The sequence below is a fragment of the Azospirillum canadense genome (genome assembly GCF_025961225.1).
In the GTDB taxonomy this organism is placed as follows: Bacteria; Pseudomonadota; Alphaproteobacteria; order Azospirillales; family Azospirillaceae; genus Azospirillum; species Azospirillum canadense.
Genome location: NZ_JAOQNG010000010.1, coordinates 1,355,904 through 1,382,243, shown reverse-complemented (window position 1 = coordinate 1,382,243; position 26,340 = coordinate 1,355,904). Strand labels below are relative to the sequence as shown.

The following is a 26,340-nucleotide window of genomic DNA, read 5'->3' as shown; positions in this document are numbered from 1 at the left end:
CCATGGCCGCCAAATCCCACGCCAATCCTTCCCAGGCCACCATCGCGGTGCGCCAGCCGGGCCAGGACAACGCCAGCCGCCTGATTCTGGTCGGGCTCGGCCTCGCGGCGGCGGTCGCCGCACCCTTCGTGCTGTACCCCGTCTTCGTGATGAAGGTGCTGTGCTTCGCGCTGTTCGCCTGCGCCTTCAACCTGCTGATCGGCTTCGCCGGCCTGCTGTCCTTCGGCCACGCCGCCTTCTTCGGCGGGGCGGCCTACATCACCGCGCACGCGGCCAAGGTCTGGGGCCTCAGCCCGGAGATCAGCATCCTGCTCGGCACCGCCTTCGCCGGGCTGCTCGGCCTCGCCGTGGGGGCGCTGGCGATCCGCCGGCAGGGCATCTACTTCGCGATGATCACGCTGGCGCTGTCGCAGATGGTCTTCTTCATGGCGCTGCAGCTGAAGTTCACCGGCGGCGAGGACGGCATCCAGGGCGTGCCGCGTGGGCACCTGTTCGGCGCGATCGACCTGAACGACCCGCTGGCCATGTACTACTTCGTGCTGGCGGTGTTCCTGATCGGCTTCGCGCTGATCTGGCGCACGGTGCATTCGCCCTTCGGCCAGGTGCTGAAGGCGATCCGCGAGAACGAGCCGCGGGCGATCTCGCTCGGCTACCGGACGGAGCGTTACAAGCTGCTGGCCTTCGTGCTGTCGGCGAGCCTGGCCGGGCTGGCCGGCGGGACCAAGTCGCTGGTGTTCCAGCTGGCCTCGCTGACCGACGTGACGTGGCAGATGTCGGGCGAGGTGGTGCTGATGACCCTGCTCGGCGGCATGGGCACGCTGTTCGGCCCGGTGGTCGGCGCCGGCATCGTGGTCACGCTGGAAAGCTACCTCGCCGGCACGAACCTGCCGGTGCCCGTGGTGATCGGCGCCATCTTCGTGGTCTGCGTGCTGGTCTTCCGCCGCGGCATCGTGGGCGAGTTGCAGGCGTTGATGGCGCGCCGCCGGAAGGCTTAGATTAGCAAAGCGTAAGAAAAGCCAAAAACAGGAACGACACCCATGGACCAGCCGCTCTGGAGCCCGTCGGAGGCGCGGATCGCCGCCTCCAACCTGACCGCCTTCCGCGAGGCCGCCAACGGCCGCTTCGGGCTGCGGCTCGCCGGCTATGACGACCTCTACAACTGGTCCATCGCCGGGAAGGAGGACTTCTGGCGCTTCCTGTGGGAGTGGGCCGGGCTGAAGGGCGACCTCGGCCCGGTGACCCTGCTGGACGGCGACAAGATGCCCGGCGCCCGCTGGTTCCCCGAGGCCCGCCTGAACTACGCCGAGAACCTGCTGGCCAACGCGCCGGAGGCCGAGGCCGTCGTGTTCTGGGCGGAGGACAAGGTCAAGCGCCGCTGGTCGGGCACGGAGCTGAAGGACAACGTCTCCCGCCTCCAGCGGGCGCTCAAGGCCGTCGGGGTGGGCAAGGGCGACCGCGTCGCCGCGGTCATGCCCAACATGCCGGAGACGCTGGCGGCCATGCTCGCCACCGCGAGCCTCGGCGCCATCTGGTCCTCTTGCTCACCCGACTTCGGCGTCCAGGGCATCACCGACCGCTTCGGCCAGATCGAGCCGACCGTGCTCTTCGCGCCGGACGCCTACTGGTACAACGGCAAGGCCCACGACGTCCGCGCCAAGATCGCGGAGGTGCTGGAGAGCCTGCCCACCGTCAAGGCCACCGTCATCGTCCCCTACGTGGACGCAGCGCCGGATGTCTCGGCCATCCGCGTTGGGGTCACTTACCCCGACTTCCTCGCCCCCTTCCCGGCCGCGGAGGAGATCGAGTTCGAGCGGGTGCCCTTCAACCACCCGCTGTTCATCCTCTATTCGTCGGGCACCACCGGAAAGCCCAAGTGCATCGTGCACGGCACCGGCGGCACGCTGCTCCAGCACGTCAAGGAGCACCGGCTGCATTCGGACGTGAAGCCAGGCGACCGCGTCTTCTACTACACCACCTGCGGCTGGATGATGTGGAACTGGCTGGTCTCCGGCCTCGCCAACGGCGCCACGCTGCTGCTCTATGACGGTTCGCCCTTCGCGCCGGACGGCAACATCCTGTTCGACTATGCCGACGCGGAGCGCATGACTCTGTTCGGCACCTCGGCCAAGTTCATCCAGCAGCTGGAGAAATCGGGGCTGGAGCCGATCAAGACGCACGACCTGTCCACGGTGCGGGCGCTGGCCTCCACCGGCTCGCCGCTGATGCCGGAGAATTTCGGCTTCGTCTACCGGGCGATCAAGCAGGATCTGCACTTGGCATCGATCAGCGGGGGCACGGACATCGTGTCCTGCTTCGTGCTGGGCAACCCGACGGCGCCGGTTTATGCGGGCGAGTTGCAGACGGCGGGCCTTGGCATGGCGGTGGAGGCGTTCGACGACGCCGGCCACGCGGTGCGCGGGGAGAAGGGCGAACTGGTCTGCACGCGCCCGTTCCCCTGCATGCCCGTTGGCTTCTGGGCCGACCCGGACGGGGCGAAGTACCGCGCGGCCTATTTCGAGCGCTTCCCGAACGTGTGGACGCACGGCGACTTCATCGAGCGCACGGCGAACGGCGGCTGGGTGATCTACGGCCGCTCCGATGCGGTGCTGAACCCGGGCGGGGTGCGGATCGGCACGGCGGAGATCTACCGGCAGGTGGAGCAGCTGCCGGAGATCCTGGAGGCGGTGTGCATCGGCCAGCAGTGGGACGGCGACGTGCGCGTCGTCCTGTTCGTGGTGCTGCGCGAGGACACGACTCTCGACAAGGCGCTTGAGGACCGCATCCGCAAGCGCATCCGGGATAACTGCTCGCCGCGCCACGTGCCGGCGAAGATCGTCGCGGTGAGCGACATCCCGCGCACGCGCTCCGGCAAGATCACCGAGTTGGCGGTGCGCGACGCGGTGCATGGCCGCCCGATCAAGAACACCGAGGCGCTGTCGAACCCGCAAGCGCTGGACGAGTTCACCGACCGGCCGGAACTGGCTGGGTCGTAAGCAACCGCAACGGGTGGGGAATTCACCACAGAGACACAGAGGCACGGGAAAACCACGCCCTCTGTGTCTCCACGTCTCTGTGGTGAACCCCCGCCATTCACGACACGTCGTCAAACGACAACAAACATTTGGTGGATTGGGGGGAAGGAATGACTTTGAAGCAGAAGGTGGCGGTGGTCACGGGTTCGACCAGCGGCATCGGGCTGGGCATCGCGCGGGCGTTGGCCGGCGCCGGGGCGGACGTGGTGCTGAACGGCTTTGGCGACGCCGGGGCAATCGAGGAACTGCGCGCCGGCCTTGCCAAGGACTTCGGCGTGCGCGTCGGCTTCCACAACGCCGACATGTCCAAGCCGGCGGAGATCGCCGACCTGATCGGCTACGCCACGCGGGAATTCGGATCGGTTGACGTGCTGGTGAACAACGCCGGCATCCAGCATGTGGCGCCGGTGGAGGAGTTCGCGCCGGAGCGCTGGGACGCCGTGATCGCCATCAACCTGTCGGCGGTCTTCCACGGCATCCACCACGCGCTGGCCGGGATGAAGCAGAAGGGCTGGGGCCGCATCATCAACATCGCCTCGGTCCATGGGCAGGTCGCCTCGGTCAACAAGGTCGCCTATGTCGCCGCCAAGCACGGCGTCGTCGGCATCACCAAGACGGTGGCGCTGGAGACGGCTGGCACGGGCGTCACCTGCAACGCCATCTGCCCCGGCTGGGTGCTGACCCCGCTGGTGCAGAAGCAGATCGACGCGCTGGCCGCGTCGAAGGGCCTTCCGGAGGTGCAGGCGAAGGCCGAGCTGCTGGGCGCCAAGCAGCCGTCGGGCGAGTTCGTCACGCCGGACCAGCTGGGGCAGCTCGCGGTCTTCCTGTGCAGCGACGCCGCCGCGCAGATGACCGGCGCCAACCTCACCATGGACGGTGGCTGGACCGCGCAGTGACATTCCGGGGGTGACGCGTAGGTTGGGTGGAGGCGCAGCCGCAACCCAACATCGTCGGCGATGATGCGTGTGTTGGGTTTCGTTGACGCTCCACCCAACCTACGGCTGCTCCTGAAAGAAAAAGCGACGGCGGGACGCCGGTCTTCCCCCATTGCACGGCGGTGCGCTACGATGAATTTCGTAGAAAGCACCGCCGCGCCTTGCTGCGTCGCAGCATCGGGCGGCCCAAAAACAAATGGGTTGCTTTGGGAGGGTCCGTGTGGCCAATGACCTCGACTTCGAGTCCCTGAGGCAGCGCGCCGTCGCGTCGCTGTTCGGGCATCTGGAAGGCATGTGCGTCGGCACGGTGGCGGTGGACCGCACCGCGCGCATCGCCTGGATGGACGACAAGTACAAGGCCCTGCTCGCCCTGAGCGAGGATCCCTCCGGCAGGCCGGTGGAGGAGGTCATCCCCGCCAGCCAGCTGCGCCGCGCGGTGGAAACCGGCCAGCCCTCGATGATCGACATCATGGAGTTCGGCGACCGCTCCTTCGTCGTGTCGCGCCTGCCGCTGAAGGACGCGGACGGGGATGTGATCGGCGCGCTCGGCTTCGTCCTGTTCGAGCGGGCGGAGCAGCTGCGCCCGCTCGTCACCAAGTATCAGCGGGTGCAGGAGGAACTGACCCGCACCCAGCAGGAGTTGGCGCACGAACGCCGCGCCAAATACTCCTTCTCGCAGTTCCTGGGCGTCAGCGACGCGGTGCGCGAGATCAAGCGGCTCGGCCGCCGCGCCGCGCAGTTGGACAGCACCGTGCTGCTGCTGGGCGAGACGGGGACGGGCAAGGAGCTGCTGGCCCAGGCCATCCACTCCGCCAGCCCGCGCGCCGGCCGGCCCTTCGTCGGCGTGAACGTGGCGGCCATTCCGGAAAACCTTCTGGAGGCCGAGTTCTTCGGCGTGGCGCCCGGCGCGTACACCGGGGCCGAGCGGCGACTGCGCGAGGGCAAGTTCCAGCTGGCCAACGGAGGAACCCTTTTCCTCGACGAAATCGGCGACATGCCGCTGCCGCTCCAGGCCAAGCTGCTGCGCGTCCTCCAGGAGCGGGAGATCGAACCTCTGGGGTCCAACAAGGTGGTGCGGGTGGACGTCCGCATCATCGCGGCCACCAGCCGGGACCTGGAGGCGCTGGTGCGCGACAAGCAGTTCCGCGCCGACCTTTACTACCGCCTGAACGTCGTGCCGATCACCCTGCCGCCGCTCCGCGACCGGACGGAGGACATCGAGGGGCTGGCCGACCGCATCCTGGAGCAGCTGGCCCTCCAGCAAGGCGGCGCCCCGCGGGAGCTGACCGACGGGGCCTTGGCGGTGCTGCGCGGGCATGGCTGGCCGGGCAACGTGCGGGAGCTGACCAACACGCTGGAGCGCGTGACCGCCCTGACCGACGCTCCGGTCCTGACGGAGGAGCATCTGCGCCGCGTCCTGCCGGCCGCACCGTCGGAGGCCGCTCCGTCGGCGGGGATGGCCGAGGCCTTCAACGGGCGCCCTCTGTCGGAGGTCCTGCACGCCGCGGAACGCACCGCCATCGCCTCCGCGCTGGAGCAGACGGGCGGGGTGAAGGCCCGGGCGGCCAAGCTGCTGGGCATCTCCCGCGCTTCGCTCTACGAGCGGATGATGTCGCTTGGGATTGGCGCGGGGGCTTAGTTCATTCCCCCTTTCCCCTCCGGGGAGAGGGTCGGGGTGAGGGGGCTCCGCCATCTTGGTACGTCCGGGAAGAGCGGGACCCCCTCACCCTAACCCTCTCCCCAGGGGGGAGGGGATTGTTCCCTACCTCTTCACGTTGGCGGCGGTTTGGCCGAACAGGATCGACTTGCCCTGTTCGGTGACCGTCGGCCGCGAGGCGGACAGGGCGGCGCCCTTCTCATAGGCGCGGACCGTGGCGGGGCGGGCCTTGATGGCCTCGAACCAGCGCTTCAACTCGGGGAAGTCGTTCAGGTTCTGCTGCTGGCGCTCATGCGGGACGATCCAGGGGTAGCAGGCCATGTCGGCGATCGACAGCTCGTCGCCGGCGATGAAGGCGCGGCCGGACAGGCGCTTGTTCAGGACGCCGTACAGGCGGTTGGTCTCCTTCACATAGCGGTCCATGGCGTAGGGGATCCGCTCCGGCGCGTACTGCACGAAGTGGTGGTTCTGCCCGGCCATGGGCCCGAGCCCCCCGACCTGCCAGAACAGCCATTCCAGCACCGTCTTGCGCTGGCGGACGTCGGCGGGCAGGAACTTGCCGGTCTTCTCGGCCAGGTAGGTCAGGATGGCGCCGGATTCGAAGACGGAAATCGGCTCCCCGCCATCGGCCGGGGCGCGGTCCATGATCGCGGGCATCCGGTTGTTCGGCGACATGGCCAGGAAGTCCGGCTTGAACTGGTCGCCGGCGGAGATGTCGACGGCGTGGACGGTGTAGTCGAGGCCTGCTTCCTCCAGGAACAGCGTGATCTTATGCCCGTTGGGGGTCGGCCAGTAATAAAGGTCGATCATGGCGGTCCTTCTGTTGGCGGTCGGCCGGTCGGCCGGTCGGCTCCTGGCGGAAGGGTGAAGGATCGCGGCGGCGCGGACAACCTGCGGCGGGCGCGGATCAGCTTTCCGGTTCACGCGGGCGGGCATCGCCGAAACGGCGCAACGCCCGGCCCTTCGGCCATGTTGATCCCTGTGAACGGCAACAGCCGCGAGGCACATCATGGCCCAGGATCGCAACGAGACCGACAAGCAGCCGAACCGGATCGATGAAAGCCAGCAGGGCACCGTCAAGCCCGACCAGGGCGGCGAGGCCGAACTGACCGAGAAGGAGGAGCAGAAGCAGGGCGGCAAGAACAAGAACACGCCCGGCCCGATTTACGACGTCTAGGGCATGGATCAGCGTCTCCCGCGGGCTCCGTCACGGCGGCCGGCGGGGGACGGCGTCCGCCGGGCCGGACAGGGCTTGGTGCGTGCGGTAGCGGTCGTCAGCAGGGCGCCGATCATGGTGAGGACCATGGCGAACAGCAGGGGCGTGAGCATGGCGGGTCTCCGGAAGGGCGTGGGGTTGCCGCCATGGTGCGCCCGCGCGGAGACGGCCGCTGTGATCCCCGGCACAGTCGCATCGCGATTCCCCTGGTCAGGAGAGGAGCGCCAGCGTCGGGTCCGGGGGTTCCGGTTCCGCGTTCTCCAGGGCTCGGGCGACCTCCTCCAGCGGCGCGGCGACCAGCAGGGGCTCCGCCCGGCCGGCGAAGGTCAGCTCGGTGCGGTTGCCGTCGGCTTCGCGCAGGAAAAGGACGCCGGCGGGGTTGACCAGGACGGTCGCACCGGCGCGATCGGAAAATTCGACAAATCTCATGCACGGCTCTCCGTGGTGTGGCATCGGGCTAGGCGAAGGTCGGTCCATCCCGGACCGATCAAACACGCGGAAGGCCGGAGTGTTTCTCCTGCCCTGAAGACCTTCCTCGTTCGCCCCCTTGATTGATGCACCGCATCGACAAACATGGGCGCACTGAGCATTACGCCGGGGGCATCACGTCGGAGGGGACCGCCAGGGCCGGAACGGCCGCAAGGTCCCGCCGCCGCCCCGAGAGGAATCGCGTCAAAGGCCGTACCATAAGGCCGCCGTTTGAAGGATTGCATGTCGTGAAGGTGCTTGTCGTCGAGGACGATCCGTTGATCGGGCCGGCTGTGAAGGCGGTTCTGGAGAACGCCGGCTACACGGTCGTCGGGCCGTTGCGCGATGCCAACAAGGCCGCGCGGATCGGTGCCCGGGAACGGCCGGACCTGGCGTTGGTGGACGTGTATCTGGCCGGGGGCGAGAACGGGCTGTCGCTGGCCCGCAAGCTTTGGGAGGACAACGCCGTCCCGTCGCTGCTGATCACCGGCTTCGACCACCGGGGCGAGGACGCGCGCGACTTCGCGCTCGGCTTGCTGCGCAAGCCGGTGATGCCCGACGCCCTGGTCGATGCCGTCGGCGCGGTCGGGGAGATCCTGGCGGGCCTGCGCCCGTCGTCCATCCCGCCCGCCCTGGAACTGTTCGGCCGCCCGGCCCGCCCGCAAGCGGACGAGCCGGACGCCGTCCTGCGGCGGGGCTGAAGGGGAACGGGTGGACCCGTGGAACCGGGAGGGGGCGGCGGGTGCCGCCCGGCCTCAACGCTCCGCTTCGGCGTCCGGCTCCTGGGTGGCGGCGCTGTCCTGGGCGGGCTGGTCGGCGGCGGTTTCGACCGCGCCGGCCGGCGCGTCCTGAGGCTTGCGCGCGTCGGCGCCGTTGTTCGGATCCAACTCCACCCACTGGCGATGATTGCTCATGGTCGACTCCCCTCCTCGGCTATGACTCATTGGCATACAACAGCCCTGAAGACAGAACAGGCCCAGGGCAAAAAACGCTGCCACCACAGAAACATTTCTGGATTCTTTGGGATAACGCGCGTTGGCCCCACTTGGTCCTGCGGTCCGCAATCATCCACGCCGGATCCTGTTGTTTGCGTCATCGGAAAGGCCCCGGGTAAGGGGCGCTTCGCGAAAGGATGACGATATGAATCGGTGGATGATCGGTGCCGCGACGGCGTTGGTTCTTGCGGCGGGTGCCGGCAGCGGCTTTGCCCAGACCAGCGGGAGCGGCAGCGGGGTTGGCGGTTCCTCGGGAACCAGCGGCGGATCCATGTCCACGATGCCGAGCAACTCCGGCTCCTCCGGCAACACCACGGGAACGAGCGGGTCATCGGGCATGAGCACCGGCGGCACGAACAGCACCGGCACCAATGGCACGTCAGGCTCTACTATGGGCGGAAACACGGGCAGCGGCATTTCCGGCAGCGGCGGCACCACCGGCCTCGGCACCAGCAACGGCGGCGGCATGTCGCCGGGCAGCAGCAGCTCCGGTACCAGCAAGGGTACCACCACCAACCCGTCGATGGGAGCGGGTACCAGCGGCTCGTCCTCGACCTCCGGCGGCACCGGCATGTCGAACGGCGGTGGCGGCGGGGCCGGCGGCGGTCAGTAACAGGGATAGGATGGCTGGCCCCAGGCCGGTCGGATGGCAGGCGCGCACCCCCGGTGCGCGCCTGTTTCGTCAGGAGACGTCAGGCGTTCCGCATCAGCCGCAGGGGGGCCTTCAGCAGGCGCTTGACCGCCGCGGCGCGGCCGGCGTGCTTTTGGATTGCGTAGTGTTTGCGGATCGTCTCGCGGATGTCCCACGTGCCGGTGAAGCCCTTGGGAATGACGAAGGCGTCGCCTTGCCGGTATTCGGCGGGCGTCCCGCCCTGCGGCGTGATCACCACCCGCCCGGCCAGCAGCACGCACAGCTCGTCGTAGGGCCAGTCCGCCATGGCCACCACGCCGGGGGTGCATTGCCACACCCCGCAGGCGAAGCGCCCCCCTCGGTCGTCGTAGAGGTTCAGGAAGGTTTCCTGCGGGTTTCCGGACAGGACGGTCCCGAAGACCGCCGGCTTGCCCGGTTCCCGGTCGATCAGCCCGGAATCGAGCGGGATGAGGCGGTGCTGCATAAAAAACCTTCCCTCTGTCAATTCCCTCTCCCCCTGGGGAGAGGGTCAGGGTGAGGGGGCGGCCGAAGGCCGACAACGCCGGCTCATTGCAGTGCGTTTCCGCCCTACGGGCGCCCCCTCATCCCAACCCTTCTCCCCAGGGGGGAGAAGGGCATTTCCTCACCCCTCCCGCACCAGAAGTGCGACGGGGAAGCGCTGGAACAGCGCCGTTGCGGTGACCGCGCCTTCAGCTTCCATCTCCTCACCGGTCAGGACGTTGCGCCAGCGCCGGCCGCGCGGCAGGGGGACGGAGGTGTCGCCCCAGTCCGGCGTTTCGCCGAGCGCGCCGACCAGCCGCGGGGTGGCGACCACCACCGCCCCATTGCCCATTGGGTCGTCCAGCGTGCGGGCGAAGGCCACCACATGCTCCGCGTGGGTGCCGGCGGCCTCCAGCGGCTCGTAGGCGCCGTCGCGGAACAGGGCGGGCTTGTCGGCGCGCAAATCCAGGATGCGCCGGGTCAGGGCCAGCTTCACCGCGCCATCCTTCCAGCGGCCGAGCAGGCCGGCAATGTCGGCGCCCTCCACCTCCTCCAGCAGGCGGCGGCGCTCCGCATAGTCCACCGGCCGGCGGTTGTCCGGGTCGACGAGGCTGAAGTTCCACAGCTCGCAGCCCTGGTAGATGTCCGGCACGCCGGGGCTGGTCAGCTTCAGCAGCGCCTGACTCAGCCCGTTCAGCATGCCCAGCTTCGCCACGCGCTCCTGGAAGGGCAGGAAGGCGTCGAAGAAGGCGTTGCTGCGCGCCGCGTCCAGCGCGTCGTGCACGAAGCCGGTCATCGCGCTCTCATAGGCCTCGTTCGGGGCGGCCCAGGTGGTGTGGACCTTGGCCTCGCGCATCGACTTGGTCATGGCGCCGGCGATGCGCTCCGCGAACTCGGTGAGCGCCTGCGGGTCGAGCTTGGCCGGTTCCACCCCGGTCAGCTCCGCCGGCCAGGCGCCGAGGATCAGCTGGTAGAACAGGTACTCGTCGTTGCGGTCGGGCGGGGCGGTGCCCTCCACGTCGCCGCGGCGGGCGCGCAGCAGGCGGCTCCAGGTCTGGATCTGCCGCTCCCACTCCTCGGGCATCTCCGACAGGGCGTAGAGGCGGGCGCGCGTGTCCTCGCCGCGCTTGGTGTCGTGGGTGGTGGTGCCCAGCATGGCGTGCGGCCAGCGCGCGGCGCGGTCCTGGTTGGCGCGGTGGAAGGCCGAGGTGCTGACCCCGAAATGCTCCGGATGCCCGCCGACCTCGTTCAGCGCGGCCAGCCGGTTGTAGCGGTAGAAGGCGGTGTCCTCCAGCCCCTTGGCCATCACCGGGCCGCTGTACTGCTGGACCTTCATGGCGAAGCGCAGCACCTGCTGGCGGCTGTAGCCGCTGTGCGGCTCCGCCACCAGATCGCCGGTCAGCAGCCGGTGCAGGAAGTCGTAGACGGAATCGTCCGGCCCCTGTTCGGACCGCCGTGCCTGGGAGATGGCCCAGTCGATGTCGCGCCGATCGAGGTCGGTCAGGCCGTTCCAGTCGACGTAGGTGCGGTAGACGGGGAAGCGGGCGATGATCTCCTTCAGCGCCTGGTGCAGGATGTTGGCGGTGAAGTCGGCCGTGCGCGGGTTGCAGCGGGCGATGCGCGAGGCCTGCCGGGCGAGCACGTGCAGCTCGCTGGCCATCTCGCTTTCCATGATGCGGATTTTGCTGGTCCGCACCACGTCTTCAAAGCTCTCGCGCCGGCCGGTGAAGTCGCCGTAGAGGCGGGTGAAGGCCTCCTCCGTGTTCGGGTCGACGTAGAGCCCGCCCAGCAGGTTGGCGAACTCGTAGCCGGTGGTGCCGTCGATCGGCCAGTCCTCGCGCAGGCGTTCGTGCCGGGCCAGGATCTTCTCCACCACCAGGTAGAAGGGGCGGGAGGCGGAGCGGGTCAGCCGCGCGCAATAGCCCTTGGGGTCGAACAGCCCGTCGATGTGGTCGATGCGGATGCCGTCCAGCGTGCCGTTGTCGACAAGGCTCAGCACGAAGCGGTGGGAGACGTCGAACAGCTCCGGCTCCTCCATGCGCAGGCCGGCCAGTTCGTTGATGTTGAAGAAGCGACGGTAGTTGATGTCGTCCGCCGCGACCTTGAAATAGGCCGCGCGCCAGTTCTGCTGCGCGATCAGTTCGTTCAGGCGGTTCCAGCTCTCAAGCTCCCCAGGCTCGCCCTGGAAGCGCTTCAGGCGCCGCCGCACCGCCTCGGCCACGTCGGGCTTCTCGGCGACCAGGGCGGCCAGTTCCGCCTTCAGCGATTCCGAACGCCGGATCTGGTGCGGGCGGACATAGTCCAGGTGCAGGAAGCCGTCGCCGATGCGCTCCAGGTCCGGATGGTCGGTGCCGAGAACGGTGCCGTAGTCCACGGGGCGCACCGGCAGCTTGTGCGTGCCGTAGGCCCAGATCGCGAAGCTGCCGGCCTCCTTGTCGAAGCGCAACTCCAACGCACCGGATTCCAGCACCGCGCCGTACTGGTCGCCGAGCAGCGGCACCAGCACCTTGCCCTGGAGGTAGCGGCGGTCGGGCTCCCACTCGATGTCGAAATAGCCGGCGTAGGGGCTGTCCGGCCCCCATTCCAGCGCATGGAGCCACCAGCCGTTGTCGGATCCGCCGACCCCCATGTGGTTCGGCACAAAGTCGAGCACCTGCCCCAGCCCGTTGCGGCGCAGCGCCTCCACCATGGCGTGGAAGGCGTTGGCGTCGCCCAGCTCCGGGTTCAGGGCGTTGTGATCCACGATGTCGTAGCCGTGGGTGCTGCCCGGCCGCGCCTTCATGTAGGGCGAGGCATAGAGGTGGCTGACGCCCAGCCGCGCCATGTAGTCGGCGATCTCGGCGGTGCGGTCGAACCCGAACTCAGCGCGCAGCTGCACGCGGTAGGTGGCCCGGGGGATCGGCTTTTCGGCGTCGGCCGACATGAGGGTGGTTCTCCTTGGGGGAATTTCCCTCTCCCCCCTGGGGAGAGGGTGGCCCGAAGGGCCGGGTGAGGGGGTTGCGCTTCGGCCGGACGTTCCAAGGTTGCGGGACCCCCTCACCCCAACCCTCTCTCCAAGGGGGAGAGGGGGCTATCTGGGGGCGAAGGGGCTATTCCCGGCGCTTACCATCCACCACCGCGGCCGGCCGCGCGGCCGCCATGATCGTGGCGATGGCGCCAGCCTGGGGACAGTCGGCGATGTCTTCCAGGGCCAAGCCCAGCTTGCGGCGCCAGTTCGGGTACTGGTCGACGGTGCCCGGCAGGTTCACCTGCTCCCGCTCTGCGGTCATGTCGTCGAGCTGGACCATGGAGATTGCCGCGTTGGTCCGGGCCAGGAAGGCGTGCACGGCGTGGCCGAGCGATTCCGTGTAGGGGCTGTCCGGGCCGAAGCTGGCGGGCATGGGCAGGTAGGCGGCGGCGAGCGCGTCGAGCAGGCGGCCGCGCTCCGTCCGGCGGCGGTCGCGCTGGCGCTCCGCCTCGCCTTCCGCGGGGTAGAGGCCCTTCTCCTCCTTCAGGTCGATGTCGTGTCCCTCCCACCAGCCGCGCAACGTGGCGAGGTCGTGGCTGCCGACGGTGGCGAGCGCCAAGTACGGATAATCGTCCGGACCGATGAAGCCACCGTCCTCCGTCCATTCGAAGAACACCACGCGGTAACTCAGGATGCCCGCCTCCTCCATGCGCTCGCGGAACCCCTCGGGCACGGTGCCCAGGTCCTCGCCGACGACGAGGCAACGGTTGCGCTGGCTTTCCAGGGCCAGGATTCCGAGGAGGTCGTCCATCGGGTAGGCGACGTAGGCCCCTTCGGAGGGCGGGTGGCCCTCCGGGATCCAGTAGACGTGCTGGAGCGCCATGGCGTGGTCGATGCGGATGGCGCCAGCGTGGCGCATGTTGGCGCGCACCAATTCGATGAAGCGGGCGTAGCCGTCCTCGCGCAGCGCGTGGGGGTGGAAAGGCGGCAGGCCCCAGTCCTGGCCGGCGGGGTTGAACAGGTCGGGCGGGGCGCCGACGTGGACGCTGGACACGACCACGTGCGGCGCCGCCCAGGTCTCGGCACCCGCGCTGTCCGCCCCGACGGCGAGGTCGCGGTAGAAGCCGACCGCCAGCCCGCGCTCCTTCGCCCGGTCCGCCGCCATGCGCAGCTGCCCGTCGGCCAGCCATTGCAGCCAAGCGAAGAAGTCCACGCGCTCCCGGTGCTCCTCCACGAAGCGGCGGACGGCGTCGGAGGCGGCGTCGCGGAACTCCGCCGGCCATTGCCGCCAATCCGGATTGCCGATCTCCGCGAAATGCTCGCGCAGGGTCTGGAAGGCGCAGAAGCGCTCCAGCGCCTCCCCCATCTCCGCGCGGAAGGCGGCGAAGCCGCTCCAGCGCTCGGTCGTGCCGTGCTCCTGGAAATGGGCGAACAGGGTTTCCAGGATGGGCAGCTTCAGCGCCGCCACCGTCGCGTAGTCCACCAGGGGTGCTGCTTCCGCCGCTTGCGCCGCCTTGGTGAAGGCGTCGGAGGCGACGCGGTCGCGCGCCTCCTCGCAGGCCATCAGCTCCGGCACCGCCATCACGTCGATGTAGAGCGGGTTCAGGAACAGGCGGCTGGCCGGGGAATAGGGGCTGGCCTGCGCGGGCTCATCGAGGAACAGGGCGTGCAGCGGGTTCAGCCCGACGATGCCGGCCCCGCGCGCCGCCGCCATGTCGGCGACGCTGACCAAGTCGCCGAAGTCGCCGATGCCCCAATCCCCGGCGCAGCGGACGGAGAACAACTGCACCGACAGGCCCCAGATCCGCTCGCCCATCTGGAGCGGGGTGGGCAGGTGGCATTGGCCGGGCGCGGCGATCACCGTGGTCTCCGCCCGGATGCCGTCGGCCTCTACCAGCAGCCGGTGGTAGCCGGGCACCGGCGCCTCGCCGAGGTCGAGGCGGCGCACCTCCACCGGTCGCCCGTCGAGCGTCGCCTTGCGGACCAGCGGCAGGTCGCCGAAGTTCGCCGCGCCGCTGCGGGGCTCCCCCTGCTCCAGTGCCAGGGTCCAGCGCAACTCGCCGGAGCCTTCGGGCAGGGTGACGGTGACGGTGAAGGGCGGCCGGTCGATGCGCTGCACGACCACCGGCGGCAGGGGGCGGGACAGCTCCCGCCGGTCCAGCTCGGCCAGGGCGCGGGCCGGGTCGTTCGCGTCCACCTCCATGGCGGTCAGCAGGGCGCGCACCGTACCCTCCGACGCGCGTACGGTTTCGCCGGCGGCGTTGGAGTAGTCGGTCTCGATCCCCATGCGCTCGGCGAGGCGGTCGAGCGTGGTGGTCTCCTCGATCGACCAGACGACCGACCAGGGGCCGAGCGTGCCGTCGCGGATCACATCGCCGCGGCCCGGTCCCTCCGTCCACAGCACGCGGCCGGGCGCGTCGCTGACGCCCGGCACGGGCTCGTCCGACAGGTTGGCGCGCAGGTGCAGCCGGCTGCCGTCGCCGAGGCGCCAGCACACGCGCACCGCGCGCCCGCCGATCACCTCGTGCGTGGCTGACCCGCCCGGCGCGCCTTCCAGCCGCGGTGTGATCTCCTGGCGGCGGAGCGCCAGGATGCGGCGGTACCAGTCCAGCCATTCCCCATGGGCTCCCTTGTCGCGGTTCTCCCAATCCAGTTTGGCGGACAGGAAAGTGGATTGGCCGGTCGGGTCGGGGATGCGGTCGCGCACCGCCGGGTTCTGGAATTCGGGGAACTTGGCGAACTCCTCCCGGCGCCCCCGGCGGACCGCCTCGGCCAACTCGTCACCGAAGTCGCAGAAGAAGGGGAAGGGGCGCGCGGAGGCCCATTCCTCGCCCATGAACAGCATCGGGATGCCCGGCCCCAGCAGGAAGAGCGAGGACGCCGCCCGCACCGCCTCCGGCTTGGAGAAGGCGGTGATGCGGTCGCCGAAGGCGCGGTTGCCGATCTGGTCGTGGTTCTGGATGAAGTTCACGAAGGCCGTGGGCGGCAGGTGCGCCGACGGCTCCCCACGCGCCCCGCCGCCGCGGTAGGACGACGCGTGGCCCTGGAAGGCGAAGCCCTCCGCCAGCGCGCGCGCCAGCTTCACCGGGTCGTTGGCGTAGTCGGCGTAGTAGCCGCTCGACTCGCCAGACGCTCCGGCATGAAGGCAGTGGTGCAGGTCGTCGTTCCACTGCGCGGTGTGCCAGCGCGGGTCGCCTTCGGGGTGGCGCTCCAGCAGGTGGGACTCGTTCTCGTCGTTTTCCAGGACAAGGTGGACGTGGCGCTGGCCACGCACGGCGTCTTGCACCCGTTCGGCCAACTCCTGCAGGAACAGCTTGTCGCTGTCGTCGAGGATGGCGTGGACCGCGTCGAAGCGCAGCCCGTCCAGGTGGAACTCCTCGATCCAGTAGAGCGAGTTGTGGATGAAGTAATCGCGCACCGTGGCGTTGCGCGGGCCGTCCACGTTGATGGCATCGCCCCAGGGGGTCTTGTGCCGGTCGGTGAAGAAGGCCTTGGCGTAGGCGTTGAGGTAGTTCCCCTCCGGCCCGAAGTGGTTGTAGACGACGTCCAGGAAGACCATCAGCCCCTTGGCGTGGGCGGCGTCGACCAGCGCCTTCAGATCCTCCGGCCGGCCGTAGGCGGCGTCGGGCGCAAAGGGCAGCACGCCGTCGTAGCCCCAGTTGCGCGTGCCGGGGAAGTCGGCCACCGGCATTAGTTCGATGGCGGTGACGCCGAGATCCACGAGATCGTCCAGCTTGTCGATGGCGGCGCGGAAGGTGCCGTCGGGCGTGAAGGTGCCGACGTGCAGCTCGTACAGCACCGTTTCGTGCCAGGGGCGGCTGGTCCAGGCCTCGTCGGCCCAACGGTAGACGGTGGGGTCGATCACCTCGCTCGGCCCGTGCACGTCCTCGGGCTGGTGGCGCGACGCCGGGTCAGGCACGCGGGTGCCGTTGCCCAGGTCGTACAGGTAGCGGCTGCCGGGCTGGGCCTGCGCGGTGGTCCATTCGAACCAGCCGTCGCCCCGCCGCACCATGGGCAGCAGCGCCTGCGTGTCCTCCAGCCACAGCGAAACCTGCTCGGCACTCGGCGCCCACAGGGAGAAGCGCACGGATCCGTCGGGCTGGACCTGCGCGCCGAAGGGCATGGCGTGGGCGCGCGCCTCCCCTATGCGCGTGGCACCGGGGGCGGCCTGCCCGATCGGACCGGAGACATGGTCCGCCACGTCCGGCCCGGCGTCGGCGCCCAGGATGCCGATCACGCCGGCCAGCGGGATGGCGACCCAGTTGGGCCGGTTCGCCAGCTCGTAACCGATCTCGTAAAAGGCCTTTTCCAGCAGGAAGAGTTTCAAAAGCTGCGAAGCGACGGTCGCGTCGGCCGGATAGCCCGGGCAATCCTCGATGGCCTCCCGGTAGCCGGAGACGAAGCAGGAGGAGGCCTCCCCCTCCCACCAGGCGAGCCAGGACTCGCGGGCGCTGCGCGCCGTCTCGTCCAGGTCGGCGGGCAGCGCGTCGCGCGCCGAGGCCGCGGCGTAGGCGATGGAGCGCAGCATGCCCGCCACGTCGCGCAGGATGCCGTGCTTGGCGCGCCGTTCCGCCAGCGGGCGCATCGGCTCGCCCTCGAAATCGACGATGAAGACGTCGTCCTTGCCGGCCAGCACCTGCCCCAGGTGGTAGTCGCCGTGCAAGCGCATGGCGTGGAAGCCACCATTGGCGGGCGTCAGCGCCTCGATCTGGCTCATGACCGTCGCCTCGCTGTCGGCAAGCGAGGCGGCGTAGGGGATGATGGACTCCTCAAGCCCGGGGGTGGCCTCGCGCAGCTGCGCCAGCACGCGGCGGGCCAGCCGCCGCACGCCCTCGGCCCAGTCGGCCAGGGTATCAGGCGTGACCGGCTCCGGCGTGAAGGCCGCGTCGTCGCTGGGGGTGGCGAGCGCCCGGTGCATCTCCGCCGTGCGGCGGCCCAGCCGGCGCATGAAGGCCATCAGAGCGACGTCGTCGGCCTTTACGTCCTCGAAGCGCGCCATGCGGTCGTTCAGCCGGGCGGTGACGTGGCTCCAGGCGTCCTCGCAATCGGGCACGAGGCCCTGGAGGATGCACAGGGCCGCGGTCTCCCCATCTCCGGTCCGCTCGACCCAGCCGAGCAGCGGCGGGGTGTTGCGGAAACCGGCCACCTCCGTCAGGAAGCGGCCGACCTCCAGCTCCGGATGGACGCCGGTCTCCAGCTTGCGCAGGCCCTTCAGGATGGCTTTGTCGCCGACGCGGATGGAAGTGTTGGACTGCTCCACCCCCGTCCAGCGCAGCGGCGTGTCGGCGCCGAGCGCGCCCTCCACGTCGGCGAAGGCGCGGCTGCGGCCGAAGCTCAGGCCGCCGGCTCCGTCCTTGGCTCTGCTGGGCCCCTTGCGGACGCCGTCCAGCAGGGCGCGCACCACCTCCTCGTCGCCGTAGCCGTCCCGCAAGGACCCCGCCCAGGGCAGATCGTCGGGGCCGGCGATGGTGAAGGGGTCCCCGGCCTTGCTCTCGCCGCTGCGGTCGAGCACGAGCGGAAGCTGGTAGAGCTGCGGCTCCCGCCCCGGCGGCTCGACCCGCAGCAGGCAGAGCTGCGCGGAACCGGAGACGAGCGGCAGGGGCAGGGCGTCCACGATGCGGACGCGGGGCGTCCCGGCGTCCTTGGCGGCGTACCAGCGGCGTCCGGTCAGGAACGCGGGCAGCAGATCGTCCTGCAGGAGGGATAGAGCCTCACCCTCGATCGGGCCGGGGAAGGCGTTTGGTTTCGGCGCGGTCGGCAAGACACGTCTCCGGTGTTGAGCGGCTCGGCTTCGCACAACAACGGGAACGGGGCCGTGTTCCTCTCGCCCGTCCTGTCGGTCCTACCCGTCCGACATGCGTCGGTGGTGGGGCAGGCGGCCCAGCCGCCCGATCCGCTCGGCCAGTTGCAGCGCCTCGACCACGTCGTCGAGCCGTCCGCACTGCATCAGCGTGTGGGCGTGGGTGTTCAGCGCGGCGACCACCGCGCGTTCGTCGGTGACGCCGTCGGCGGGCTGGCCTTCGCGATCGAGGATGACGGCGCCCAGCGCCGCCAGGGCCTCCGCCGACAGGTTGACGGCGTCCAGCATCGCCGCGTCGTCTTCCTCCGCGGCGTTCAGCACGGGCTCCAGCACCTCGGCGAGCAACCGGGGGTTCATGGGGTTAAAGGCTCCAAACGGCGTCTACGCTGTGAAACACAGCAGATGGCCACTTGTGCCCCCACCGCAAGCCATTCCGACGTCAACTGGACGGGAGGTAGAGGGCGGATCAGCCTTCAAGCACCGATTCGACCTCGGACAGGTCGCTGAGGCGCCGGGCCAGCTTGTCCGTGCACTGGATTTCCAAGATGCCGAAGCCGGCGTTGGGCGCGATGGCGTGCAGGTCGCCGGCCATGCCGTTCTGGCTGGCAAAGCGCTTCACCCGCTCCACCATGGCGTCGCGCTCCGGCCGGCCGGGGCGCAGGCCGGGCAGGGGGCGGGTGAACATCACCTTGTAGCGTTTGAACATGGCGTGAGCCATGGCGGGCACCGGGTACAGCCGTGGGATCGGTCCTGGGATGTGGCACGCCCACCCCCATCGGCGCAAGCCCCGCCGGTGCGAACGCCGCCCCGCGCCGGGAAAATGCCGGCTGCCGGGAACCCTTTGGCCGTTGCCGAGTTTCATCGGTTATGCCGCAGCGCAACATGGGCGCGTTGCGACGCGGCGTGCCTTTGGGAAGGAGAGGACGATGACCATCGCGCAACTGATCCAGGCGGCCCCGGCCAAGGCGAACGAGCTGTTTGCCAAGCTGTCCGACACGACGGTGCGCGCCGTGAAGACACGCGAGCGCCTGCTGGCCGAGTTGCGGGACGAGCTTCAGCTCCAGATGGAACTGGAGACGAAGCACCTGTTCCCGGCCCTGCGCCGCCATCCGAAGCTGAAGGGGCTGGTCGACGACGCGACCGCCGACAACAAGACCGCGCGCGCCCTGCTGGCGGAGCTGGAGCGCATGCCCAAGGACGACGAGGGCTTCGCTGGCAAGCTGGCGGAGTTGCACCGGGTCTTCCAGCAGCACATCCGCGACGAGCGCAAGGAGCTTCTGCCGGCCATGCGCAAGCTGCTGAGCGACGACGAGACCCAGGCCATCGCCGAGCGCATGGACGCCGGCCGGGAGGCTATCGCGGACGCCCGCCGCAAGGCAGCCAAGGAGGCGGCGCAGGACGCCGCCGCTGCGGGACTGCGTGAGGCGAGCAGCGCGATCGCCGAGGTGGCCGGGAAGACGGTCGAGGACTCCGCCCGCGCGGCGGAGACGCCGTTGCGCGCGGGTGCCGAGGCGATGATGCGGAGCGCTTCGGAGGCGAGCGCCGTCGCTCGCCCCACGGCCACGGCCACGTCCATGGTCGAAGGGTTTGAAACGCTGGCGTCCATCCCCGCCATCGTGGTCTCCGCCGGCAACGAGGCCGGGCGCGTCTGGGCGTCGTGGGCCGAAGCCACTGGGCGTGCCTGGCTCGACGGCGCGCGGGAGCTGGCCGGCGCACCGAGCCCGATGAAGGCCACGGAGATCCAGAGCCGCCTGATCGGCGAGGCCATGCGGTCCTGGCTGGACGCGGGCACGCAATTGATGGACATCGCGATGCACGCCTCCCGCGGCGTCATGGCGCCCATTATTGAGCGCCAGATGGAACGCCAAACCGGGCCCCTGAAGCGGAACGCCTGACGCCGTCAGGCGAACCAGGACGGGCTGACCAGGACCGGGCTCACCCCGGCCAGGGTCACGGAGTCCGTCGGTGACCAGGCGACGACTGCGTTGCCCACGGCGTCTGTGGTGACGCTGGACGCGCTGCCGAAGGGCAGGGCGAGGTGATCGCCCTCGAACGGGTTGAAATCGGTGACCACGTCGTGCCCGTCGCCGGGCGCGAACAAGAATAGGTCGGCGCCGCCGTTGCCGGTCAGGATGTCCTGGCCCGGTCCTCCCACGATCGTGTCGTTGGCGGGGCCGCCGGCGAGCAGGTCGTTGCCCCCGCGCCCGTCGATGAAATCCGGCGCGGGACCGCCAAGGAGCGTGTCGTCGCCTGGGCCGCCGATGAGCGTCACGCCGGGGGTGGTGCTGACAAAGCCCGGCGGAAGCACGACGGGAGTCGTAATGACCGGCTGCGTGATGACAGGCGTTGCAATGACGGGGGGCGTCACGATCCCGATGGTCGGCGGCGGCTGAAGGACGGTGAGCGGCGGCACCGGGTTCGAGGTGAAGGGCGGCACCGGCGTGGCGGTGAAGGGTGTCACCGGGTCGGACGTGAAGGTCGGGACCGGTCCGGGGTTGAGCGGCATCACCGGCCCCCCGAAGGTACCGGTGACGCCAAAAGGTTGCCCGAAGGTCAGGTCGAGCGTCAGCATGGGAAGCCCTCCGCATAAAGCCCGGGCGCGCTCAGCGCATCCAGACCGGAACGCGGGGGAAGCGGTTTTGCTCCAACACAGCACCGGCTGGCCGAAAAGAATCGGTCCAGCGGGTGGACGCCAACTCTGGTCGGTGTGTTCCCGAAGCCTTTAGAGCCTCCGGGTTCAAGCCTACGAAGTCTTTTTATCCGTTTTCTCGACGTTCTCCGCGCCCTTGCGGGTGCCGCCGAAGCGGTCGGCACCGCCGGCGTCGGGAGCGTCGGACTTCTTGTGGTTGCCGGTGTTCTGCTGGTCGTCGGTGTGCTTGATGCTGCCTTCGGTATGCGGCTGCTTCATGATGTGGCCTCGTCTCCGTTCGGAAGGGTCAGCCATGTCAACCGCCCGCCGGCTGGCATGTTCCCGTCAGCGCAGATCGGCGATGGGCAGATCGGCGATGGCGCGGGCGACGGTCATCCACTCGTCGCCGGGCTCGGCCTTCAGCAGGGCGAGGAGGGGCGGCCAGACGCCCAGCCGGCTGCGCCGACGCTCCGCGGCGAAGCGTTCGATCTCCTCCGCGGTGGGCAGCCGGTCGCCCTTCTTCTGGTTGCAGCGGCGGTGCGCCAGCACGACGTTGGCCGGTTCGTCGGCCCCGCCGTAGGCCTGCGGGATCAGGTGGTCGAAGGTGGCCTTCGCCCCGATCGGCTCGCCGCAATAGAAACAGCGCCCACCCTGAAGCACATCCATGAGCTGGGTGTCTTCAGGGGTGACGGGCATGCGGCCTTACTCCGGACGCTCGATGGAGCCCCAGAGGTCGTAGTCGTCGGCGTGCTCGATGGTCACGTCCACGATGTCGCCGGGCTTCACGTTGGTCTCGCCGTTCAGGAAGACGTTGCCGTCGATCTCCGGCGCGTCGGCGTAGGACCGGCCGATGGCGCCTTCCTCGTCGACCTCGTCGATGATGACGCCCAGCGTGTAGCCGACCTTCTCCTTCAGCCGCGCGGCGCTGATGGCCTTCTGGGTCTCCATGAAGCGCTCCCAGCGCTCCTGCTTGACCTCTTCCGGCACCGCGCCGGGCAGGGCGTTGGCGGCGGCACCCTCGACCGGCTCGTACTTGAAGCAGCCCACGCGGTCCAGCTGCGCCTCCTGCAGCCAGTCCAGCATGAACTGGAAGTCCTCCTCCGTCTCGCCGGGGAAGCCGGTGATGAAGGTGGAGCGCAGCACCAGGTGCGGGCATTCCGCCCGCCACTTCTTGATGCGGTCCAGCTGCTTCTCCTGCGCGGCCGGGCGGCGCATGGCCTTCAGCACGGTGGGGGAGGCGTGCTGGAACGGGATGTCCAGGTAGGGGAGGATGCGGCCCTCCGCCATCAGCGGAATGACCTCGTCCACGTGCGGGTAGGGGTAGACGTAGTGCAGGCGCACCCAGACGTCGAAGTTCGCCAGTTCCTGGCACAGGTCGAGGAAGCGGGCCTTGACCTTGCGGCCGTACCAGTCCTCCTCCGCGTACTTGCGGTCGACGCCGTAGGCGCTGGTGTCCTGGGAGATGACCAGCAGCTCCTTTACGCCGGCGGTCGCCAGCTTCTCCGCCTCGCGCAGGACGGAGGCGACGGGGCGGCTGACCAGGTCGCCGCGCAAGGACGGGATGATGCAGAAGGAGCAGCGGTTGTTGCAGCCTTCGGAAATCTTCAGGTAGGCGTAGTGGCGCGGCGTCAGCCGCAGCCCTTCCGGCGGCACCAGGTCGGTGAAGGGGTCGTGCACCGGCGGCACGGCGTCGTGCACGGCGTTGACCACCTGCTCGTACTGGTGCGGGCCGGTGACGGCCAGCACGTCCGGGTGGACCTCCCGGATCATGTCCGATTCCACGCCCATGCAGCCGGTCACGATGACGCGGCCATTTTCCTTGATGGCCTCGCCGATGGCCTCCAGCGACTCTTTCTTCGCCGAGTCGAGGAAGCCGCAGGTGTTCACCAGCACGACGTCGGCCCCGTCGTAGGACGGCGAGATCTCGTAGCCTTCGGCGCGCAGGCGGGTGAGGATGCGCTCCGAATCGACGAGCGCCTTCGGGCAGCCCAGGCTGACGATGCCGACCTTCGGAGTCGTCGCGGCGCTGGTCTTGGAACCGGGGATGGAAAGGGGCGTGCTGGTCATGGCGCGCATATATAGGCGAGTCGGGTTGCAACGCCAGCCAAAACGCACGACTCCGTTCGTACAGGAGGTGGTAGCTGCCCTGCGACGCGGGGGTGCGACACCGTGTGAAGGGGGGCGCCCGACGCCGCTGTTTCGTTTTGTGTCCGCATGGCTTAGTGTTGCCTACACCGTAACCGTGGCCGCGCTGGACTTCGCTTCGCGCGGCTGATAGTCTAGTGATCGTATAGCCTCTAAATGGTGTAGACTCCGGCTGCGACAATGCCCTGTATGGCGCCATTTGCGGGTTCTGCACGCTACAGTAACCATCGAGACCCGGTCGTCATGTCGAAAAGCCCATCGTCACAGGCGTCGGCGCAAGCGATTGCCGAGGTCATGATGCACATCGGCCATCTTGCGGACAGCATGGGCTACACGCAGGGTCTGAAGCCGTCGCAATGGACCGCTCTGCGCTACTTCGCGCGCGCCAATCCCAGCCAGCGGACGGTGTCCGCCTTCGCCGAATTCCACGCGACCACGCGCGGTGCGGCCTCGCAGATGGTCGAGGTGCTGGTGACCAAAAACCTGCTGACCCGCGTGCCGGTGCCGGAAGACCGCCGCGTGATCCAGCTCCACCCCACGCCGAAGGCCTTGGAGCTGCTGGAGAACGATCCGCTGAAGGAGTTCGCCGGCGTGATCGCGGCGTTGTCGGGGCCGGACCAGCTGCAACTGGCCGATCTGCTGTCGCGGGTGCTGCGCGGACTTTTGAACAAGCGCCAAGCCGCCGCCTGATCCCCGGGGCCTGATCCGGCCTCCGTCCCGATTCCGCTTGCGCAAGAAAAACTGTGCAGGAAAAGTCTGCGCCGGAAAGGTGGGCGGGGCGCTTGTTGTTGTGGATTTCCCTCCCACGCCCCAGCCCGCCGGTTCCTATCCAAACCTTACGGTTTAGAGACGTAACTGATACCGGTGAGGAGACGGGTTGTCAAGACGGCGCCGGGTGCGACCTTCGGACGCTGTGGTGTTACCAGTTTGCCGGCCAGCGCGCTGGCCGATCCGGCTATTTACCGTTGCCGGCGGTTTCCGCCAGCAGGCGCGCCACGGCCTTCTTCAGCTCCTCGTTCAGGAAGGGCTTGAACAGGACGGCGTCGGCCGCGAACATCTCCGCCATCTTCAGGGCGTAGCCCGCCGGCAGATTCGGCGCGCCGCCGGACATCGCCAGCACCTGGGTGCTGGGGTGGCGCGCGCGCGCCTCCTTGATGACCTCCAGCCCGTCGGCTTCGGGCATCAGGACGTCCGTCACGATCAGGTCGAAGGTTTCGCCCCGCAACAGCTCGATGGCGACCCGCCCATTCTCCGCCGAGGAGACCGTATGGCCGGCCTGCTCGATCACCTCCGTCACGGCCAGCCGAACCGCCGCGGAGTCCTCAACGACCAGCACCTTCGCCATGAACCGCCATCCCATGTGTCGTTTCGCCCGTGGCGCCGGCGCGGGCGACGGGCAGGTCGATGATGAAGGTCGTACCCCGGCCGGGCGCGCTCTCGACCAGGATATCGCCTCCGCCGTTCCTTACGATACCATACACAACCGAAAGCCCAAGCCCTGTCCCTTTGCCGACGGGCTTGGTCGTGAAGAACGGATCGAACACGCGCTGGCGCGTCTGCTCGTCCATCCCGCAGCCCGTGTCGGCCACCGTCAGGCGGATGTAGGAGCCTTCGGCGATCTGCCGGCGGGATGCGTCCGGTTCCCGAACCGTCACGCCGTCGGCGGCGATGGTCAGGGCGCCGCCGTCCGGCATGGCGTCGTTGGCATTCTGGATCAGGTTCAGCAGGACTTGCGTCAGCTCGGTCGCGGTGATCGTCACGGGCGCCAGGCCCGTGCCCACGCGCGTGCGAACGCGCAGGCCGGCGGACAGCGACGGGGTCGCCAGCTGCACGGCGGAGTGGACGGCCTCTTCCAGGTCGCCCGGCGGCGACTCGGTGACCTCGACCCGCGCGAACTGCAGGACATCGCGCATGATGTCGCGGGCCTTCAGGCCGCTTTCGTGCACGGCGTTCAGGTAGAGGCGCAGCTTGGCGTCCTCCCCGACGCGGCCGAGCGCCAACTCGGACAGGCCGATGATGGGTTGCAGCAGGTTGTTGATCTCGTGGGCGAGGCCGCCGACCAGGCTGCCCAGCGCGGCCATGGTCTGCTTCTGCCGGGCGGCGTCCGCCGCCTGCCGGCCGGCCGTGATGTCGCTGGTCGTGCCGCGGTAGCCGAGGAAGGTCCCGTCCGCGTCGTTCCGAGGCATGCCGCTGACCAGGACCCAGCGGGTCGACCCGCCGGGCGCCGCCAGCGGGAAGGCCAGGCGGCGGAAGGGCTCCCGCCGGCGCAGCGCCTCGGCCAGCGCGGGGAAATCCTCCGGCGGGCGGCTCGTGTCGAGCAGGTCGGCGTGGGTGAAGCCCAGAAGCTCGGTCCCGCCCCGCCCGGTGGATTCCTCGGCGCGCGGCGACAGCGACGTGAAGCGTCCGTGCGCGTCGGTTTCCCAGAACCAGTCGTTGGAGCATTCCAGCAGCGCCCGCCAGCGCCCCTCGCTGTCGCGCAGTTCGCCGGTCCGCGTCGCGATCAGCGATTCCAGCCCGCCGAGATGGTCGCGCAAAGCCTCCTCGCTGCGGCGCATGCGGTAGAAGGCCAGGTCGTAGGGGTTCTTCAGGGCGGTGACGACAATCGCCTTGTAGAGGAGGTAGAAGGACAGGATCTTGATGAAGTGCCCGGTCGCGTTCAGCAGCCCGTGCGGATCGTCGTAGAGGGTGAACACCATCTCCTGCGGGATCAGCAGGGCGAATCCGGCAAGCGTCAGCCCGTACACCCCCCGCTGGAACTGCTGCCGCCGGCGGATCAGCAACAGGCAGGCCAGCGCTGCCGCCCCGCTGATCACATACTCGCTGACCACCTTGAAGGGGGTCAGCCCGACACCGGGGACGTAGCAGTCCGGCATGATGTCGAAGGTGAAAATGGCCAGCAGGGAAATGGCCATGGTGCCGGCCTGGACCAGCAGGACGTCGCCGGTGCGCAGGCGCGTTTCGCCCAGCAGCGGGACAGCCAGGAAGACGGCGGCCTGGACGTAGCGGGCGGCGATCCACAGCTCCGTCGCCAGGTTCGGGCCGCCCTCCCCGATGACGTTCATGCCCTGGAACGAGACGCTGTGCAGCAGGTCCAGGAGGGCCACCGCGGGCAGGGACAGCCCGACGAAGGCCAGGAAGGGCGATTGGTTGGTCGCGCGCGTGTTCCATGCGATCATGAAGACCGAAACCGACACGACGACGGCGAACAGCTCGGCGCAGAGATGGAACAGCAGGTAGTTCTGCCGCATCACCAGGAACAGCACCACCATCGCGGCCACGATGAAGGCCACCTCGGGCAGGGCCGAGCGGTCCCACGGGCGGCGGGGCGGTGGAAAGCTGGAGATGGACGGCTCAGCCGTGCTCATGCGCTGGGCGGCTCTGCGA

24 protein-coding genes are annotated in these 26,340 nt (G+C 69.1%); 8 read left to right on the top strand and 16 right to left on the bottom strand.

Annotation, left to right across the window (positions count from 1 at the left end):
- Positions 1-2 precede the first annotated feature (2 nt).
- The 4 genes from M2351_RS42190 to M2351_RS42175 all read left to right on the top strand — a co-directional run bounded on the left by M2351_RS42190 (position 3) and on the right by M2351_RS42175 (position 5,606).
- Positions 3-995, top strand: a complete 993-nt coding sequence (locus M2351_RS42190) for a branched-chain amino acid ABC transporter permease (RefSeq protein ID WP_264661923.1) — start codon at positions 3-5, stop codon at positions 993-995.
- A 42-nt stretch (positions 996-1,037) separates the two neighbouring features.
- Positions 1,038-2,993, top strand: coding sequence for an acetoacetate--CoA ligase (locus M2351_RS42185; protein ID WP_264661922.1), 1,956 nt, complete (start codon positions 1,038-1,040; stop codon positions 2,991-2,993).
- 149 nt (positions 2,994-3,142) lie between these two features.
- A complete protein-coding gene (locus tag M2351_RS42180) occupies positions 3,143-3,928 on the top strand; it encodes a 3-hydroxybutyrate dehydrogenase (protein ID WP_264661921.1) in 786 nt (261 codons plus the stop codon).
- 259 nt (positions 3,929-4,187) lie between these two features.
- Positions 4,188-5,606 carry a sigma-54 interaction domain-containing protein gene (locus M2351_RS42175; RefSeq protein WP_264661920.1) on the top strand — a complete coding sequence of 473 codons (1,419 nt, stop codon included), beginning with the start codon at positions 4,188-4,190 and terminating at the stop codon, positions 5,604-5,606.
- A 123-nt stretch (positions 5,607-5,729) separates the two neighbouring features.
- Here the strand turns inward: M2351_RS42175 and M2351_RS42170 are convergent, their stop codons facing one another.
- The gene (locus tag M2351_RS42170; protein ID WP_264661919.1) at positions 5,730-6,434 is read right to left on the bottom strand and encodes a glutathione binding-like protein; all 705 of its coding nucleotides are present in this window, start codon (positions 6,432-6,434) and stop codon (positions 5,730-5,732) included.
- A gap of 199 nt (positions 6,435-6,633) precedes the next feature.
- Here M2351_RS42170 and M2351_RS42165 point away from each other — a divergent pair, with 199 nt between their 5' ends.
- On the top strand, positions 6,634-6,801 hold the full coding sequence (locus M2351_RS42165; protein WP_264661918.1) for a hypothetical protein: 168 nt from the start codon (positions 6,634-6,636) through the stop codon (positions 6,799-6,801).
- 8 nt (positions 6,802-6,809) lie between these two features.
- Here M2351_RS42165 and M2351_RS42160 read toward each other — a convergent pair whose 3' ends face one another.
- Both M2351_RS42160 and M2351_RS42155 read right to left on the bottom strand, forming a co-directional pair.
- A complete protein-coding gene (locus tag M2351_RS42160) occupies positions 6,810-6,953 on the bottom strand; it encodes a hypothetical protein (protein WP_264661917.1) in 144 nt (47 codons plus the stop codon).
- 97 nt (positions 6,954-7,050) lie between these two features.
- Positions 7,051-7,269: a hypothetical protein gene (locus M2351_RS42155; RefSeq protein ID WP_264661916.1), complete on the bottom strand. Its 219-nt coding sequence runs from the start codon at positions 7,267-7,269 to the stop codon at positions 7,051-7,053.
- A gap of 287 nt (positions 7,270-7,556) precedes the next feature.
- On the opposite strand from M2351_RS42155, the gene M2351_RS42150 reads away from it, so the two are divergent.
- Positions 7,557-8,009, top strand: a complete 453-nt coding sequence (locus M2351_RS42150) for a response regulator (protein ID WP_264661915.1) — start codon at positions 7,557-7,559, stop codon at positions 8,007-8,009.
- A 54-nt stretch (positions 8,010-8,063) separates the two neighbouring features.
- Here M2351_RS42150 and M2351_RS42145 read toward each other — a convergent pair whose 3' ends face one another.
- The 7 genes from M2351_RS42145 to M2351_RS42115 form a co-directional block, all read right to left on the bottom strand.
- Positions 8,064-8,222, bottom strand: coding sequence for a hypothetical protein (locus M2351_RS42145; protein ID WP_264661914.1), 159 nt, complete (start codon positions 8,220-8,222; stop codon positions 8,064-8,066).
- 150 nt (positions 8,223-8,372) lie between these two features.
- The gene (locus M2351_RS42140; RefSeq protein ID WP_264661913.1) at positions 8,373-8,876 is read right to left on the bottom strand and encodes a hypothetical protein; all 504 of its coding nucleotides are present in this window, start codon (positions 8,874-8,876) and stop codon (positions 8,373-8,375) included.
- 119 nt (positions 8,877-8,995) lie between these two features.
- Positions 8,996-9,418, bottom strand: coding sequence for a cupin domain-containing protein (locus tag M2351_RS42135; protein ID WP_264661912.1), 423 nt, complete (start codon positions 9,416-9,418; stop codon positions 8,996-8,998).
- A gap of 159 nt (positions 9,419-9,577) precedes the next feature.
- The gene (gene treY / locus M2351_RS42130) at positions 9,578-12,358 is read right to left on the bottom strand and encodes a malto-oligosyltrehalose synthase (RefSeq protein ID WP_264661911.1); all 2,781 of its coding nucleotides are present in this window, start codon (positions 12,356-12,358) and stop codon (positions 9,578-9,580) included.
- 166 nt (positions 12,359-12,524) lie between these two features.
- Positions 12,525-18,143, bottom strand: a complete 5,619-nt coding sequence (gene treZ, locus M2351_RS42125; RefSeq protein ID WP_264661910.1) for a malto-oligosyltrehalose trehalohydrolase — start codon at positions 18,141-18,143, stop codon at positions 12,525-12,527.
- Between the two features lie 81 nt (positions 18,144-18,224).
- Positions 18,225-18,539, bottom strand: a complete 315-nt coding sequence (locus M2351_RS42120) for a hypothetical protein (protein ID WP_264661909.1) — start codon at positions 18,537-18,539, stop codon at positions 18,225-18,227.
- A 109-nt stretch (positions 18,540-18,648) separates the two neighbouring features.
- Complete coding sequence (locus M2351_RS42115; protein ID WP_209765137.1) at positions 18,649-18,900, bottom strand: hypothetical protein; 252 nt, start codon at positions 18,898-18,900, stop codon at positions 18,649-18,651.
- 208 nt (positions 18,901-19,108) lie between these two features.
- Between M2351_RS42115 and M2351_RS42110 the strand changes: the two genes are divergently transcribed.
- The gene (locus M2351_RS42110) at positions 19,109-20,077 is read left to right on the top strand and encodes a hemerythrin domain-containing protein (RefSeq protein ID WP_264661908.1); all 969 of its coding nucleotides are present in this window, start codon (positions 19,109-19,111) and stop codon (positions 20,075-20,077) included.
- Between the two features lie 5 nt (positions 20,078-20,082).
- Here the strand turns inward: M2351_RS42110 and M2351_RS42105 are convergent, their stop codons facing one another.
- The 4 genes from M2351_RS42105 to rimO form a co-directional block, all read right to left on the bottom strand.
- Positions 20,083-20,754: a calcium-binding protein gene (locus M2351_RS42105; protein WP_264661907.1), complete on the bottom strand. Its 672-nt coding sequence runs from the start codon at positions 20,752-20,754 to the stop codon at positions 20,083-20,085.
- 171 nt (positions 20,755-20,925) lie between these two features.
- Complete coding sequence (locus M2351_RS42100; RefSeq protein ID WP_264661906.1) at positions 20,926-21,090, bottom strand: hypothetical protein; 165 nt, start codon at positions 21,088-21,090, stop codon at positions 20,926-20,928.
- 66 nt (positions 21,091-21,156) lie between these two features.
- A complete protein-coding gene (locus tag M2351_RS42095; protein ID WP_264661905.1) occupies positions 21,157-21,507 on the bottom strand; it encodes an HNH endonuclease in 351 nt (116 codons plus the stop codon).
- 6 nt (positions 21,508-21,513) lie between these two features.
- A complete protein-coding gene (rimO, locus tag M2351_RS42090; RefSeq protein ID WP_264661904.1) occupies positions 21,514-22,878 on the bottom strand; it encodes a 30S ribosomal protein S12 methylthiotransferase RimO in 1,365 nt (454 codons plus the stop codon).
- Between the two features lie 321 nt (positions 22,879-23,199).
- On the opposite strand from rimO, the gene M2351_RS42085 reads away from it, so the two are divergent.
- Positions 23,200-23,646: a MarR family winged helix-turn-helix transcriptional regulator gene (locus M2351_RS42085; RefSeq protein WP_264661903.1), complete on the top strand. Its 447-nt coding sequence runs from the start codon at positions 23,200-23,202 to the stop codon at positions 23,644-23,646.
- A gap of 265 nt (positions 23,647-23,911) precedes the next feature.
- Here M2351_RS42085 and M2351_RS42080 read toward each other — a convergent pair whose 3' ends face one another.
- Positions 23,912-24,301, bottom strand: a complete 390-nt coding sequence (locus M2351_RS42080) for a response regulator (RefSeq protein WP_264661902.1) — start codon at positions 24,299-24,301, stop codon at positions 23,912-23,914.
- The gene (locus M2351_RS42075; protein ID WP_264661901.1) at positions 24,279-26,321 is read right to left on the bottom strand and encodes an MASE3 domain-containing protein; all 2,043 of its coding nucleotides are present in this window, start codon (positions 26,319-26,321) and stop codon (positions 24,279-24,281) included. Before M2351_RS42075 ends, M2351_RS42080 begins: the two co-directional genes overlap by 23 nt.
- Positions 26,322-26,340 lie beyond the last annotated feature (19 nt).